Annotated in this window: 15 protein-coding genes; 9 read left to right on the forward strand and 6 right to left on the reverse strand. The window is 67.4% G+C overall.

What is annotated here, in order from left to right:
• Nucleotides 1–92: 92 nt before the first annotated feature.
• Nucleotides 93–2,000 (reverse strand): DUF1302 domain-containing protein, encoded by a 1,908-nt coding sequence (locus K344_RS0107925; RefSeq protein WP_051362015.1) that lies wholly within the window; start codon nt 1,998–2,000, stop codon nt 93–95.
• Between the two features lie 153 nt (nt 2,001–2,153).
• Here K344_RS0107925 and K344_RS23940 point away from each other — a divergent pair, with 153 nt between their 5' ends.
• The 5 genes from K344_RS23940 to K344_RS0107945 all read left to right on the forward strand — a co-directional run bounded on the left by K344_RS23940 (nt 2,154) and on the right by K344_RS0107945 (nt 5,125).
• Entirely contained in the window at nt 2,154–2,519 is a 366-nt protein-coding gene (locus K344_RS23940) for a carboxymuconolactone decarboxylase family protein (protein ID WP_051362016.1), read from the forward strand.
• Between the two features lie 85 nt (nt 2,520–2,604).
• Nucleotides 2,605–3,444: a hypothetical protein gene (locus K344_RS0107935; RefSeq protein WP_028080223.1), complete on the forward strand. Its 840-nt coding sequence runs from the start codon at nt 2,605–2,607 to the stop codon at nt 3,442–3,444.
• Between the two features lie 72 nt (nt 3,445–3,516).
• The gene (locus K344_RS23945; protein WP_157622826.1) at nt 3,517–3,789 is read left to right on the forward strand and encodes a hypothetical protein; all 273 of its coding nucleotides are present in this window, start codon (nt 3,517–3,519) and stop codon (nt 3,787–3,789) included.
• Nucleotides 3,790–3,969: 180 nt separating this feature from the next.
• The gene (locus K344_RS0107940; RefSeq protein WP_028080224.1) at nt 3,970–4,458 is read left to right on the forward strand and encodes a VOC family protein; all 489 of its coding nucleotides are present in this window, start codon (nt 3,970–3,972) and stop codon (nt 4,456–4,458) included.
• A 13-nt stretch (nt 4,459–4,471) separates the two neighbouring features.
• Entirely contained in the window at nt 4,472–5,125 is a 654-nt protein-coding gene (locus K344_RS0107945; RefSeq protein ID WP_028080225.1) for a glutathione S-transferase family protein, read from the forward strand.
• On the opposite strand, the gene K344_RS0107950 is transcribed toward K344_RS0107945, so the two are convergent.
• The 5 genes from K344_RS0107950 to K344_RS0107970 all read right to left on the reverse strand — a co-directional run bounded on the left by K344_RS0107950 (nt 5,122) and on the right by K344_RS0107970 (nt 10,696).
• Nucleotides 5,122–6,861 carry a choice-of-anchor D domain-containing protein gene (locus tag K344_RS0107950; RefSeq protein ID WP_028080226.1) on the reverse strand — a complete coding sequence of 580 codons (1,740 nt, stop codon included), beginning with the start codon at nt 6,859–6,861 and terminating at the stop codon, nt 5,122–5,124. The genes K344_RS0107945 and K344_RS0107950 overlap by 4 nt on opposite strands.
• 83 nt (nt 6,862–6,944) lie before the next feature.
• Nucleotides 6,945–7,370, reverse strand: coding sequence for a c-type cytochrome (locus K344_RS20765; protein WP_245586153.1), 426 nt, complete (start codon nt 7,368–7,370; stop codon nt 6,945–6,947).
• A gap of 11 nt (nt 7,371–7,381) precedes the next feature.
• The gene (locus K344_RS0107960; RefSeq protein ID WP_169729263.1) at nt 7,382–8,944 is read right to left on the reverse strand and encodes an FAD-dependent oxidoreductase; all 1,563 of its coding nucleotides are present in this window, start codon (nt 8,942–8,944) and stop codon (nt 7,382–7,384) included.
• Between the two features lie 376 nt (nt 8,945–9,320).
• Entirely contained in the window at nt 9,321–9,482 is a 162-nt protein-coding gene (gene rd / locus K344_RS0107965; protein WP_028080228.1) for a rubredoxin, read from the reverse strand.
• A 23-nt stretch (nt 9,483–9,505) separates the two neighbouring features.
• Entirely contained in the window at nt 9,506–10,696 is a 1,191-nt protein-coding gene (locus K344_RS0107970) for a 3-ketosteroid-9-alpha-monooxygenase, oxygenase component (RefSeq protein WP_169729264.1), read from the reverse strand.
• A 185-nt stretch (nt 10,697–10,881) separates the two neighbouring features.
• On the opposite strand from K344_RS0107970, the gene K344_RS0107975 reads away from it, so the two are divergent.
• The 4 genes from K344_RS0107975 (at nt 10,882) to K344_RS0107990 (ending at nt 14,067) form a co-directional block, all read left to right on the forward strand.
• Entirely contained in the window at nt 10,882–11,379 is a 498-nt protein-coding gene (locus K344_RS0107975) for a hypothetical protein (protein WP_028080230.1), read from the forward strand.
• A 24-nt stretch (nt 11,380–11,403) separates the two neighbouring features.
• On the forward strand, nt 11,404–12,894 hold the full coding sequence (locus K344_RS0107980; protein WP_051362017.1) for an aldehyde dehydrogenase family protein: 1,491 nt from the start codon (nt 11,404–11,406) through the stop codon (nt 12,892–12,894).
• Nucleotides 12,895–12,978: 84 nt separating this feature from the next.
• Nucleotides 12,979–13,305: a 2Fe-2S iron-sulfur cluster-binding protein gene (locus K344_RS0107985; protein ID WP_028080232.1), complete on the forward strand. Its 327-nt coding sequence runs from the start codon at nt 12,979–12,981 to the stop codon at nt 13,303–13,305.
• Between the two features lie 18 nt (nt 13,306–13,323).
• Nucleotides 13,324–14,067 carry an SDR family oxidoreductase gene (locus K344_RS0107990; RefSeq protein WP_028080233.1) on the forward strand — a complete coding sequence of 248 codons (744 nt, stop codon included), beginning with the start codon at nt 13,324–13,326 and terminating at the stop codon, nt 14,065–14,067.
• The last annotated feature ends 5 nt before the right edge of the window (nt 14,068–14,072 follow it).

Consider the following 14,072-nt stretch of genomic DNA (forward strand, 5'->3'; position numbering starts at 1 on the left):
GGAGGCCTGTGCCGCAAGCCTCGCTGCGGCGCCTGACCGGGATTGCGTCTTCGCGGTCCGGCGCCGCCGCCGGCCGCGTTCCCGCTTCAGAATCAGAAGTTGTATTTCAAGGTCACGCCGATGTTGTCGCGGTCGGCATACGGATTGGCGCGCAGGTCCGGCTTGCCGAAGAAGCCGCTGTACTGCAGGCCAACGGTGAACTGCTGCAGGTAGGTGAAGTAGGCGCCGACGCCGAAGCGCTTGTCGTGCGGGCCCATCAGCGCGCCGAAGCCGGACAGCAGCGAGCTCTGGCCGTCGATCATCATCGCGTAGCTGACCGGCATCGACAGGTCCCAGCCGGAGAAGACGTTCTTCTTGTCGACGATCGCCAGCGTCGAGACGGCGGAGGCGTCGCGCGAATAGGTGAGCTGCTTCGTGCAGCTGGTCGGGCCGCAGCCGGCGTCGTTGTCGGCGACGTGGATGAAGCCGGTCTCGCCGACCAGCGACAGCGAATCCCAGAACAGGCCCGGGCCGAAGGAATAGAGCCCCGACAGCAGGCCCTGCCAGATCTTCGAACGCACCGGCGTCGGCACCGGGCCGAGCAGTCCGCCGTCGACGTCGACCAGCACGTCGGCGCCGTCGCGGTAGATCGCCTCGCCGGCGACGTTCACGCCGCCGAGCGTGGTCGAGAAGCTCAGGCCGCCGAGGTGGATGCCGTCGAAGTAATGCACGCTGTACGTCACCGGCACCTGCAGATCGAGGATCTGCGTGGTGACGAGCGGCGGGATGCCGTTGACGCCGCCGATCAGCGCCGCGTAGCCGTAGTTCTGCACCGGCGCCGGCGTGGTGCTGTGGTAGCGCAGCCAGTACAGGCCGATGTTGGTCACCGGCGTGATCTGGTACTTGAGGCCGACGCCGTACTGGCCGCCCCAGCTCGGCCGCGTGTCCTTGATGCGCTGCACGTTGATGTACTTCGGCGTGCCGGGCTGGCCGATCTGTCCGACCGGCAGCGGCACGTCGGGCAGATACGGATCGAGCGCGTTGAGCAGGCGGCCGAGCGCCTGCGTGACGGTGCCGGTCGGCGCGTTCGGCGCCAGCGCCGACAGCGCGAGATCGACCAGCTCGACGGCATCGTCGGAAGCGAGATTGAAATCGCTGTAGTTCGGCAGGTAGAGCGGATTCTCGAGGCCGTAGATGAATTCGGCGCCGGGGCCGACGACGTCGGTCACCGAGAAGTACTCGCCGACCGGATTGAGTTCCGTCGGCTTGAAGGCAAGCTTGTACTGGCCCAGCAGCGTCCACTCGTCGTTGAGCGACAGCTGCATCGACACTTGGTTGACCGGCAGCAGCAGGCTCTTCACGTCGGCGCCGGGCACGTTGGCCTTGGTGGCGTCGGCCGGGCCCTGGGCGAGCGCGATGCCGTCGAAGAACAGGCTCTCGCCCCAGGCGGCGACGTGCTGGCCGACGCGCAGGTTCAGCACCATGGTGTCGGTCAGATACCAGGAGCCGAACGCATAGGCGTCGAGCAGGCGCGCGCGCGCGCCGTCGTAATAGCGCGCGGCACCACTGAATTCGTCGTAGTCGCCGTCCGTCTTGCTGACCGTCTGCGGCGAGCGGTTGTCGTTGCGATGCTGGTAGACGTCGTCGTAGAACGCGTCGCCGCGCAGCTGGATGCCGTACTCGTTCTTGCGCAGCAGCAGCTCGCCGAGCAGCGTCATGCGGTTGTTGACCAGCGCGCCCTTGTCGAAATTGCGGTCGCCGTCGTCGTAGTTGGCGGATTCCGGCACCTTGAAGTAGTCCGGCACCGGAATGGTGGCGGCGCCCGGCGCATCGATGAGGCGCTTGTCCGGAGCCTGCAGCCGCCACGCCGCCGAGTAGGTCGCGGAGAATTGCGTTTCCAGTTCCGCGCCGAACACGTCGTAGGAATCGGCCTGCGCCGCCGGAAGGCCCGCGCCGCAGAGCACGGCCGCGGCGATCGCGGTCGGGCCGCGGCCGCGGCGTTTGCTGTCGCGAGATGCCATCGGTTCTCCCCGCGTTCCATATCGTAGGCGACGGCCGAAGGTAGGCCCGCGCGCCGGCGCCGATCCTCCCTCAAACTGGGTATGGATGGCGCGCCGCATTGCAGTTGAATGGTTTTGTCGCGATGCGGCGCGGCGGGCGGATCCGGAGAAGGCGTGAAGAAATACGATCGCGAGCGCGGCATCGAGCTGTTCAAGGAGGTCTACGCCGGCGACGCGCAGCTGCCGCCGGGCGGCGCCGACCCGTTCATCGACTACATGCTCGAGACGCTGTTCGGCACGCTGTGGGCCGACGAGACGCTGTCGATTCGCGAGCGCCGGCTGCTGCTGATCGGCGCGATCACCGCGCTCGGCGATGCGACGACGCTGGAAATCCAGCTGCGCGCCGCGTTCAAGCGCGGCGAGCTGACGCCCGCGCAGCTCGATGCCCTGGTGCCGTTCCTGACGCAGTACGTCGGCTATCCGCGCGGCTCGCTGCTGTTCGGCATCGCCTCGAAGCTCAAGGCCGGCGCGGGCCCGTAAGCCGCGCGCGTCTCCTCCGAATAGGGGCCGCTGGCGCCGCGTGGCGCACGCGAGCATGCGTGAAACGACACGCGGAGATGCGGCGATGAGTCTGCCCGGCTACTGGTTCTCGAAGAATCCCGACAAGGCCTGGGGCGAGAAGTTCTTCCTCGCCTTCGTGCCGCTGTTCGGCCTCTACAACTACGTCATCCTCGCCCACGGCCTGCTCGACACCGGCAATTTCTGGAACCTCGCGCAGAACGTGCTGATGTGGATTCCGTACTGCGTGCTGCTGCCCTGGTGGCTGCGCCGCAACAGCGGCGTGCCGGTACTGCGCAGCTACTGGTTCAAGCTCAACGTCTACATGTTCGTGTACGTGTTCTTCGCCACGTACTTCCACACCGAGTACTTCTTCGACGTGCTCGGCATCCGCTACCGCTTTCCGCACGTCAGCTGGTACTTCGATTCGGCCCTGCTCGGCCCGGACGAGGCGACCGCGCTCGCCACCTCTCGCAAGGTGCCGCCGGGCATGTATTTCAACGCGGTGGCTTTCTTCGTCGTCTACCACAGCATCGCCGTCGTCGTGATGCGCCGCGTGCGCACCATGAGCCTGAGCGCGGCGCCACTGCTGCGTGGCCTTCTATGGATCATCACCGTCGCCGCCGTCGCGTACTTCTTTGCCTGGGCCGAAACCTATTTCTATGTCGCCTCGTCGCAGATGTCGCGCGCCAACGTCTGGTATGTCGACATTCCGCGCATGCTGTCGATCGGCTCGCTGTGCTACGCGCTGTATTTCATCGTCAGCTTCCCCAATGTCTACCGGCTCGACGAGGACGCCGCGCAGCCGTGGACGGTGTCGCGCGCGGCGATCGAGGCGTCCGCAGTGAGCATGATCGTGCTGCTGCTGCTCGACCTCTTCACCTGGATCGTCGGGCCGATCGCCTGAGCGACGGCGCGCGCGGGAACCGGCCGAAGCATCGCTAAATCGGCCATGGGCGCTCAAGCCGGACGATGAATCGTGCTGCAGATTCGCCGCGTCGCAGCGCAGGCACGGTACCGGCATGCGAAGAGGGCGCGCGATGCCGGCGAGGCACGAACAGGCGGTTGCCGACACCCGGCGCCCGGCGAGATCTTCGGCCCGCCGATTCCGGCGGACGCTGTGCGCCGACGGCCCCGGCTTTCTGGCGCGCCGCTCGCCGTCGAACGCGATATCGCCGACATCGATGCCGGGGAGAGCAGCCGCGATCCGCGGTTCAGCCGGCACGAGAAGCGCGCATCCAGCCGCACATGACGAACAGGATGCTCAACGTCTGGCAGACCCGCCGGCTCGGCGACGTGATCGGTGCCTTCTGAGCGGCGCGCGGGGACGTCGGCCGGCCTGTCGATTTTCGGCACTCTCGTTCGACGTGTCAGGGAATGGGGCGCCGCCACGCCCGCGCCGGCCGGTTCGCCGGGTTCAGGAGAGACGACGATGACCCTGCAATGCCGCATCGCACCCTGCCTGTGGTTCGACGGCCAGGCCGAGGAGGCCGCGACCTTCTACACCGGCATCTTTCCCCGGTCGCGGATCGCCGCGACCCTGTATTACGGCGAGGCCGGCAGGGACATCCACGGGCACGCCGCCGGCTCGGTGCTGACCGTGGAGTTCGAGCTCGACGGCCTGCATTTCACCGCGCTCAACGGCGGTCCGCAGTTCCGTTTCAGCGAGGCGGTCTCGTTCCAGATCGAGTGCGAGACGCAGGCCGAGATCGACTATTACTGGAGCGCGCTCACCGCCGGCGGCAGCGAGCAGCCCTGCGGCTGGCTGAAGGACCGCTACGGCGTGTCCTGGCAGGTCGTGCCGTCGATCATGCTGAAATGGCTCACCGGCGACCCGGTGCGCGCCGAACACGTGATGGCCGCGCTCATGCCGATGAAGAAACTCGATGTCGCCGCGCTGCAGCGCGCCTACGAAAGCTGAAAAGGAAAGACTGATGTCACTGAAACTCTATGCGCACCCGTTCTCGTCCTACTGCCAGAAGGCGCTGATCGCGCTCTACGAGAACGGCACCCCGTTCGAGTATCGCCAGGTCGGCACGCCGGAAATCGATGCCGAACTCGCCGCGCTGTGGCCGATGAAGCGCTTCCCGGTGCTGGTCGACGGCGAGCAGGTGATCCGCGAGGCGACGATCATCATCGAGCATCTGCAGCGCTTCCATCCGGGACCGGCGCCGCTGATCCCGGACGATCCGCGCGCCGCGCTCGAAGTGCGCTTCATGGATCGCTTTTTCGACAACTACGTGATGACGCCGCAGGGGCGGATCGTCTTCAACGCGCTGCGGCCCGAAGCGCATCGCGATCCATACGGCGTCGACGAGGCGCGCCGCATGCTGGAAACCTCGTACGCCTGGCTCGACGGCGTGATGGCCACGCGCACCTGGGCGGCCGGCGACCGCTTCAGCCTCGCCGACTGCGCCGCCGCGCCATCGCTGTTCTATGCCGACTGGACGCACGCGATCGACGCGAAGTTCGCCAACGTGATCGCCTACCGCAGGCGCCTGCTCGCCCGGCCCTCGTTCGCACGCTGCGTCGACGAGGCGCGGCCGTTCCGGCCGTACTTCCCGCTCGGCGCGCCGGATCGGGACTAGAGCCGGGAGGCGCCGCGGCGACGGCGCAATGCTGCCGCGGCGAGCAGGCCGGCCAGCAGCGGCCACGGCATTGCACCGCCGTTTTCGCCCTCATTGCCGTCGCCGCTATCGCCGCCCGTACCGCCGCCAGTGGTATCTCCGCCGGTCGTGCCGCCGCCCGTGCCGCCGGCAACGCCGGTGCCGGTCAATGTCACGCTGGCCGGGCTATCGTCGGCGTTGCTGACAATCTCGAGATCGCCGGCGCGTGCGCCCGCAGCGCCGGGCGTGAAGATGACGGCGATCGTGCAACTGGCTTGCGGCGCGACCGCGGTCGAACAACCGTTCGCGCTCACGGCGAAATCACCGGAAGCCGTGACGGAAGCGATGACGAGCGGCGTATTGCCGTCGTTGGTGACGCTGACCGCCTGCGCCATGCTCGCCACGCCGACGGATTGATTGCCGAAGTCGATCGTTGGCGCACTCAGATACGGATCCGGCGCGCTGGCCGTGAAGAAGCCGCGCGCATAGACGTCGGTGTACGTCGCGAGGCTCGCGGTGCTGGCCTGGCTCCAGACGGCGCTGAAGCCATGCCTGCGCATGGCTAGCTGCGGTGCCGACACCGAGGTCATGTTGCCGACCACCGGAATGGCGTCCGACAGCACGCTGCCGTCGCTGCCGTAGTGACGCGCGAAGGCGGCAGCCTGCGCGCCCTCGAATGCCCAGCCGAGCATCAGTTCGCCGCCATCGCGACGGGTCACGAGCGCTGCGGCGGACACGCTGCCTTCACTGCCGGGCAAGGACAAGGGCGTGGCGTGCCAGCCGGGCGTCATGCAATCGGCGGCGACGGCCTGCAACTGCAATTCGGAGAACACCTTGCCTTGCATGTTGTCGACGCGTGTCTGCGGCCAGGACACGAAGATACGTCCGTCCGGCGTCGCGGCCAGGGCGCCGTGGTTGCCGTCGGGAATGACATCGGGGCTCGCGGCGATGACGGTCATCGCGCCGGCGACCGGCGAGCCTTGGTCGCTGAAGCATTGCAAGCGCAAATCGTCGCCGCCGGACTGCACGCCGAGCGCCGCCGCGACGATGACGCGGCGGTCGTCGCTCAGGGCGATGCCGTCGAGGCGCGGGTTGGTGCCGTCGAGCACGGGCAGGGCGAACTCCGGGCCCACTGCTGCGCCCGTCGCGGAAAAGACGCGTGCCACCGCGACGGTCGGCGTGCCCTTGCGGAACCAGGCGATCACATGGTCGCCCGCGGCGTTGGCCGCGATCTGCGGCCCGCCGTCCGCCTGCGTGTCGACGGTGCTGATGAGCGTAGCCGCGCCGAGCGGTGATCCGTCGGCGGCGAAGCGGCGCGCGTGGATCGTCAGGTTCTGCAGATCGGCCGATGCAGCTTCGCCCCAGGCGACGACGAAATTTCCTTCGGCATCGGAAGCGATGGCGGGGTACAGGCGCTGCACGCCCGTGGCATCGTCGATCGGAGCGGCTGCGGCCAGCGGCGTGCCATCGAATGAAACGCGGCGGATCAGCACGTCAAACCAGGTGCCGCCATTGCGTTCTCCCTGTTCGGTCCACGCCGCGACGAAATTGCCGCGCGCATCGACCGCGAGTCCATAGCCCAGGTCTTGCGCAGCGGCCGCTGGATCGCTGACCAGCACGGGCGCGTAACGCTCGCCGATGCTGTCCGTCGCCAAAGCCAGTCCGATGCCGCCCGACAGCAGCCCGCCGGCGATGGCCGGCCATGACATCACGCGCATTGCTTTCCCCCGAAAGATACGGACATTCCCGGAGCGCAATCTAGCATCGTGCCTTGGATTCAAAGTGTGCGATGCGGCACGCCTCAATCGTGAAACTGCTGCAGATACGCGATGAGGTCGGCGCGATCCTGTGGCGTCGTTTCGAACACCACCATCGCGCTGTCGGGCAGGAAGATTTTCGGATTGGCGAGCCAGAAGTCGAGCAGCTGCGGCGTCCACACGAAGCCGGCCTTCTTCATCGTCTCCGAGTAGTACGCATAGCCTTCGCGCGTGCCGGCCTTGCGGCCGAAGATGCCGTAGAGGTTCGGGCCATTGTGGTTGCCGTAGGCCTTCTCGGGATAGTGGCAGGTGCGGCACTGGAAGAAGACCTTGCGGCCGCGCGCGGCGTCGCCGACGAGGGCGGTTTGCGTAGACGCCGCCGCAGCCGGTTGCGGGGCGGCGGTCTGCGCGTGCAGGAGCGGCGCCATCATCAGCAGCGCACCGAAGATCGCGAATCGGATCCGCTTCATCGTCCTCTCCCTCAGGCCTTGCGCGTCGCGGCGTGATGACCGCCGCGGCGGCCGAAGTAGCTGGCGTCGCCGACCGAGATGCCGCTGCCGATGTACGGCGCGACCGGCAGGCCGGCCGAGGTGCGGCCGGCGGCGTAGAGGCCGGGGATCGGCTCGCCCCAGGCGTTGATGACCTGCGCGTCGATATTGGTCTGCAGGCCGCCGAAGGTGTGCACCGGCGCGAACACGTTCGGCAGGCGCAGGTCGTAGGCGGTGAACGGCGCCTTGAGCAACGGCGCGTTGAACTTCTTCGCCTTGTGCAGCAGCGGATCGTCGCCGCTCTTCGCGTGCGCGTTGTAGTAGTCGACGCTCTGCGTCAGTGCGCCGTCCGGCATCTGCAAGGCGCTTTCGAGTTCGGCGATGGTCGCGGCCTTGGCCGCGACCGGCAGGCGGAAGTCGTCCCAGGCGAAGGCGATGTCGGCATCGGCGATCAGGAAGGCCTTGCCGTCCTGATGGAAGGCGATCTCGTGGCCGAGCAGGCCGTAGTAGCCGTCCTCCGGCACGAAGCGCTGGCCGCGCGCGTTGACGATGATGCCCTTGACGATGCTCTCGGGCGGATAGATCGGAATGATCACGAAGCCCTGGTTCATGCGCAGCACCGCGCCGCCGGCCGCCATGCCCATCTGGATGCCGATGCCGAGATCGCCGGCGCGGCCCCAGGGCGCCGAGCATTGCGCGAGTTCGGGCGCGTAGCGTTCGAGCATCGCGCGGTTGTGGATGAAACCGCCGGCGGCGAGCACCACGCCTTTTTTCGCGCGGATCGCGACCTTCCTGTTTGCCGCTTCGTCGGTGACGATGGCGCCGGAGACGCTGCCGTCGCTCTCGACGACGAGACGCTCGGCCGACATGCGCGTTTTCAGGGTCGCGCCGAGCTTCAGCGCCGAGGCGGTCAGCGCCGCCATCAGATCGCGGCCGCCGATCAGGTGCGGCGAGGGCGGCACGTGGCCGCGCGGCGCCGGCCTGATGGCGTCGCGGTACGGCCATACACGCTCGCTGCCGGAGAAATACAGCGAGCCGTCGGGGATCGAGATTTCCTTCTCGTCGGAGAACTTCTGCGCGTACTTCACGCCGTTGGCGACCAGCCAGTCGAAGTGCGCGACGCTGTTTTCGCAATAGACCTGCGCCTTGTCGATTGATGCGTGCAGGCCGCTGGCGGCAACGATGTAGTCGTACATCGCCTCGACCGTGTCCTCGAAGCCGAGTGCCTTCTGCAGCGCCGTGCCGCCGCCGCAGTAGCAGACGCCGCCGGACAGGCTCGACGAGCCACCGGGCACCTGGAATTTTTCGAGCACCAGCGCCTGCGCGCCGGCACGCCGCGCCTCGATCGCCGCGGCGATGCCGCCGGCGCCGGAGCCGATGATCAGCACCTCGCTCGTCGCGTCCCAGTGGCGCACCTCGCGGCGCGCGGCCGGCGTCGCCGCCGACAGGTCGAAGCTCGCCGCCGCGCCGGCGGCACCGGCCGAGGCCAGCGCGAGCCGGCGCAGGAAGGCGCGACGCGAGCCGTCGGCGGACGCGTCGCTGTCGTGATCGCTCATCGGGTCTCCTCTTTGTATTTCTCCCTCACCCCGCATGCGGGGTGAGGGTGGGTGAGGGGAGCTGCTCGCCGCGCCGCTCGATCGTGCACCCCCTCACCCAGCCTCTCCCCCGTATCCGGGGGAGAGGAGTTCACTTTTTATGCGCGCGATCGTGTTCGCGCAGCGCTACCCCATCTTCTCGAAGGTGTCCTTGCCGTCGTGATCGCTCATCGTCTCTCCTCTTGCCATTTCTCCCTCTCCCCGCATGCGGGGAGAGGGTGGGGTGAGGGGAGCTGCTCGCCGCGTCGCTCGATCGTGCACCCCCTCACCCAGCCTCTCCCCCGTATCCGGGGGAGAGGAGTTCACTTTTTATGCGCGCGATCGTGTTCGCGTAGCGCTACCCCATCTTCTCGAAGGTGTCCTTCGCCGCGCCGCAGTCCGGGCAGACCCAGTCGTCGGGAATGTCCTCGAAGCGCGTGCCCGGCGCGATGCCATGGTCCGGATCGCCCTTTTCCTCGTCGTAGATCATTCCGCAAATCGTGCATTCCCACTTCGCCATACACCTTGCTCCCTGAGCTGGGTTCAGGCCGAAGCTGGTTCGGCCTCCTGGGCGGCGATGACCTCGGCCTGGCGGTCGCGCAGGTCATGTACCGTCCACTCGTGATTGTGGTTGTGCCAGGGCTTCGGCAGCTTCGCCCTATCGGTGTAGAACTGCATGTACCAGCGCCGCAGCTTGGCGATCGGCCCGTCGTTGGCGCACAGCGTCGGCTCGGGACGATACAGCTTGCGCTCCCAGATGTAGACGTCCTCCATGAAGGCCTGGTACGAGGCTTCGCAGTAACCCTGCGCCGCCATCTCCAGCGCCTCCGGCGGGAATTCGGCGGCATTGGCCTTGACGATGACGCCGAACCAGTACTCCAGCGTGTTCTCGTCGATCGGGCACCAGGCGGTGAGGATCGCCGAGTCGAACTGCTTCGAATCCTGCGTCTGCCAGGTGTACTGGTACGAAGGCCCGTGGCTGATCGAGCGCACGTAGAGCTTGTCGTCCTGCACGTCGGCGGCGAGGCGCGTGTGCGTGCCCCACATCAGCTCGCCGGTCATGTGGCCGTTCCACACCGGCAGCCACTGGTCGACGTCGTAGCCGTGGATCGGCAGCAGATGGCCTTTGTCGACGGTGTTCTCGATCACCTCGCGCGGATGCGTCCTGATGGTGATGCGGAAGCGCCGCCAGCCGCGGGTCCAGCCCTTCGAATCGGCGGCGTCGGCCGGCGAATAGTCGGCGAGCGGCGGAATCTCGTAATCCGGCGCACCGAACTCCGGATCGAACCAGATCAGCACCGTGTCGTTCATCTCTCGCGTCTCGAAGGAGCGTGTCTTCGCCCGGGCCGGAATCTTGTCGCAGTACGGAATCTTCACGCACTGACCGGCGCCGTCGTACTGCCAGTTGTGGAACGGGCACTGCAGCTCGTTGCCGATCACCTTGCCGGCCGACAGGTCCGCGCCGAGATGCGGGCAGAAGGCATCGAGGCAGCGCACCGTGCCGTCTGCGCCGCGGTAGAACGCGAGGCGCATGCCGAAGTAATCGCGCGGCACCACCTCGTTTGCCGGAAACTCGTCGCTCCAGCCGACCATGTGCCAGCCGCGCGCGTAACGTGGCGAGCCGTCGCCGAGGCGCGGGATCGTCTGCAGATTGCGCTGCACCGTCGAGGCCGACGAGCGCTTCAGGGTGTCCGCGGCGTAGTTGAGGTCGCCGCCGTGCCGATTGCCTTCCATGTTCGTCTCCGTCGCTGTGCGGCGGCCCGCATGGCCGCCCGATTTCGCGTAAAACATTGCGATCGCATGGTTTCAAACTCGTCCTCCAAACGGAGGATGAATGCGGATGCCGCGCGGCCCGAATCTAGCGGCGAGCCGGGCGCCATCCGCAGCGCGCCGGCCCCACGACGAGAGGAGACGGCTGCATGGCGGCGCGCTGGCTGGACCGATTGCTGATCGTGCTGTTCCTGTTCACCAGCTTCATGTCGCTGGTCTACGCGCCGCTGTTCGTGTTCGGCTGCGGCTGGGATGGCCTGACACTGGGCCCGGACGGCCCCTGCGGCGCGACGGCGATCGGCCGCGCCTGGCTCGGCTACGTGCAGGTCGAGCCGATCTACCGCGACGCGCCGGTCTGGCTGCGGCTGGTCAACGAACTCGACATGTTCTTCTTCTCGTGGTTCTACGTGCTGTCGGTGATCGTGTTTCTCGGCAAGCGCCAGGACCGCGCGTGGTATCGCGGCCTCGCGACCTTCATGGCCGGCATGATGAGCTACGCGATCGGCTTCTATCTGATCTGGGAGCTGCGCACCTATCGCGACACCGGCGCGCAGATCGTTCCCGTCGTCATCTTCAACGGTATGTGGCTGGTCATCTTCGGCCTGCTGATGCTGCGCGTGCATGTGCTGCGGCCGCGCGCCGGCTGAGCCCTCGAAGCCGGAGTCCGCCCCATGAATGCTGCCCAGGCCGCACCCGTCATCGCCGCCGGCGAATCGCGCTTGCTGATCGACGGCCGGCTGGTCGCCGCGCAATCGGGGCAAGGCTACGCGAACATCAATCCGGCCACCGAGGACGTCGTCGGCGAGGTCGCCGACGCCGGCGTCGAGGATGCCGAGCTCGCCATCGCCGCCGCGCGTCGCGCCTTCGACAGGACCGACTGGTCGACGAATCGCGGCTTTCGCAAGCGTTGCCTGATGCAGCTGCGCGACGCCCTGCGCGCGAACGCGCCGCAGCTGCGTGCGCAGGTCGTCGCCGAAACCGGCGCGCCGCGGGCGATCACCGAGAACGGCCCGCAGGGCGATGGCCCGATCGGCATCCTCGATTACGTGATCGAGCTGATGGAGCGCTACGAGTGGGCCGGCGAACTGCCGGTCAGCAACACCATGGGCGTGCCCAGCCGCCGCCTGATCTGGCGCGAGGCGGCCGGCGTGGTCGCGGCCATCTCGCCGTGGAACTTCCCGTTCCAGATCAACATGGCCAAGATCGCGCCGGCGCTCGCCGCCGGCTGCACGGTGGTGCTGAAGTCGGCGCCGGAAACGCCGTGGACGGCGACGATCCTCGGCAAGCTGGTCGCCGAGCACACCGACATGCCGGCTGGTGTGTTCAATGTGCTGACGGCCTCCGATCCGGCGGCGATCGGCGAGAAGCTGAGCGGCGATCCGCGCATCGACATGATCTCGTTCACCGGCTCGACGCCGACCGGCCGCCGCATCATGGACAAGGCCGCGGCGACGGTGAAAAAGGTCTTTCTCGAACTCGGTGGCAAGTCGGCGAACCTCATTCTCGACGATGCCGATTTTTCCACCGCGCTGCTGTCCGGCCTCGGCGTCTGCTACCACGCCGGCCAGGGCTGCGCGATCACCACGCGCATCCTGCTGCCGGAGTCGCGCTACGCCGAAGGTATCGAAACGCTGAAAGCGATGTTCGCCTGCGTGCGGCCGGGCGATCAGTACGCGCCGCAGCAGATCATGGGACCGCTGGTCAGTGCCCGGCAGCGGCAGCGTGTGCTCGACTACATCGAGACCGGCAAGCGCGAAGGCGCGCGCCTGGTCTGTGGCGGCGGCCGGCCCGCGCATCTGCACAAGGGCTTCTGGGTCGAGCCGACCTTGTTCGCCGACGTGCGCAACGACATGCGCATCGCCCAGGAGGAAATCTTCGGGCCGGTGCTCGTCGCCATTCCTTACGAGGACGACGATGACGCCGTGCGCATCGCCAACGATTCCATCTACGGCCTGTCCGGCTCGGTGTTCTCCGCCGATGCGCAGCGCGCGCTGCGCATCGCGCGCCGCCTGCGCACCGGCACGCTGAACATCAACGGCGCCAACTTCTTCGCGCCCGACGCACCGTTCGGCGGCTACAAGCAGAGCGGCATCGGCCGCGAGATGGGCGAGCAGGGTTTCGAGGAATACCTGCAGACCAAGACGGTCGCGGTTCCGGCCTGAGGCATGAGTCGCCGCGCAAACTTTTCATGGGTCGTCATTGCCGCGCAGGCGGGAATGACCGTCTGAAACGCGAACTTTCGACACATGGTTGCGATCACCTACATCGAACACGACGGCACACGCCACACGGTCGAGGCCGAGCCGAACAGCAATCTCATGGAAGGCGCGACGCTGAACATGGTGCCGGGCGTCATCGGCATGTGCGGCGGCATCTGCTCCTGCGCGACCTGCCATTGCTACATCCCGGATGCCTGGCAGACGCGCATTCCGCCGCCCGCCGACGGCGAGAAGCTGATGCTGGAGGCCGTCAACCAGCGGCGCCCGAACAGCCGCCTCGGCTGCCAGGTGCTCGTCACCGAAGCGCTGGACGGCATCGAGGTCGAACTCCCGGCGGACGGCAATGCCGGCTAGGCAACAAGGACAATCCGCATGCACTTCAGCAACAAGATCGCGATCGTCACCGGCGCCGGTCAGGGCATCGGCGAGGGCTATGCGAAGGGGCTCGCCCAACTCGGCGCCAGCGTCGTCGTCGCCGACATCAACGACACGCAGGGCCGGCGCGTCGCGCACGAGATCGAGCAGGCCGGCGGCAGGGCGCTGTTCATCAAGGTCGATGTGTCGAGCGAGGCATCGGCGCAGGCGCTCGCCGAGGCGACGCTCGCGAAGTTCGGCGGCATCGACTATCTCGTCAACAACGCGGCGATGTTCGGCAAGCTCGACTTCAATCCGCTGATGACGGTCGATCTCGCCTACCTGAACAAGCTGATCAGCGTGAACATGCTCGGCGCGGTGGTGATGACGCGCGCCGTCGCGCCGCACATGCAGCCCGGCGCCGCCATCGTCAATCAATCGTCGACGGCGGCGTGGATGAACATCGACTACTACTCGATCACCAAGCTCGCGCTCAACGGCATCACCTGCGTGCTGGCGCGCGAACTCGGGCCCAAGGGTATTCGCGTCAACGCCATCGCGCCGGGCCCGACCGACACGCAGGCCCTGCGCGACAAGGTGCCGCAGCCGTACATCGACGCGATGGTCGTGCAGATGCCGCTGGCGCGGCTCGGCACGCCGGACGATCTGTGCAAGCCGCTGGCCTTCCTGCTGTCCGACGATGCGGGCTGGGTCACCGGCCTGATCATGAACGTCGACGGCGGCCAGCTGATGCGCGCCTGAGGAGA

Origin of the sequence: Solimonas soli DSM 21787 (genome assembly GCF_000474945.1) — a bacterium.
GTDB classification, from domain to species: Bacteria; Pseudomonadota; Gammaproteobacteria; order Nevskiales; family Nevskiaceae; genus Solimonas; species Solimonas soli.

Bases quoted from the DNA above. Each gene is read 5' to 3' on its own strand.
- K344_RS20765 (WP_245586153.1), bottom strand. From the start codon at position 7,370: ATGAAGCGGATCCGATTCGCGATCTTCGGTGCGCTGCTGATGATGGCG.
- K344_RS0107960 (WP_169729263.1), bottom strand. From the start codon at position 8,944: ATGAGCGATCACGACAGCGACGCGTCCGCCGACGGCTCGCGTCGCGCC.
- K344_RS0107990 (WP_028080233.1), top strand. From the start codon at position 13,324: ATGCACTTCAGCAACAAGATCGCGATCGTCACCGGCGCCGGTCAGGGC.
- K344_RS0107935 (WP_028080223.1), top strand. From the start codon at position 2,605: ATGAGTCTGCCCGGCTACTGGTTCTCGAAGAATCCCGACAAGGCCTGG.
- K344_RS0107940 (WP_028080224.1), top strand. From the start codon at position 3,970: ATGACCCTGCAATGCCGCATCGCACCCTGCCTGTGGTTCGACGGCCAG.
- K344_RS0107975 (WP_028080230.1), top strand. From the start codon at position 10,882: ATGGCGGCGCGCTGGCTGGACCGATTGCTGATCGTGCTGTTCCTGTTC.
- K344_RS0107945 (WP_028080225.1), top strand. From the start codon at position 4,472: ATGTCACTGAAACTCTATGCGCACCCGTTCTCGTCCTACTGCCAGAAG.
- K344_RS0107980 (WP_051362017.1), top strand. From the start codon at position 11,404: ATGAATGCTGCCCAGGCCGCACCCGTCATCGCCGCCGGCGAATCGCGC.
- K344_RS0107925 (WP_051362015.1), bottom strand. From the start codon at position 2,000: ATGGCATCTCGCGACAGCAAACGCCGCGGCCGCGGCCCGACCGCGATC.
- K344_RS0107950 (WP_028080226.1), bottom strand. From the start codon at position 6,861: ATGCGCGTGATGTCATGGCCGGCCATCGCCGGCGGGCTGCTGTCGGGC.
- K344_RS0107970 (WP_169729264.1), bottom strand. From the start codon at position 10,696: ATGGAAGGCAATCGGCACGGCGGCGACCTCAACTACGCCGCGGACACC.
- rd (WP_028080228.1), bottom strand. From the start codon at position 9,482: ATGGCGAAGTGGGAATGCACGATTTGCGGAATGATCTACGACGAGGAA.
- K344_RS0107985 (WP_028080232.1), top strand. From the start codon at position 12,979: ATGGTTGCGATCACCTACATCGAACACGACGGCACACGCCACACGGTC.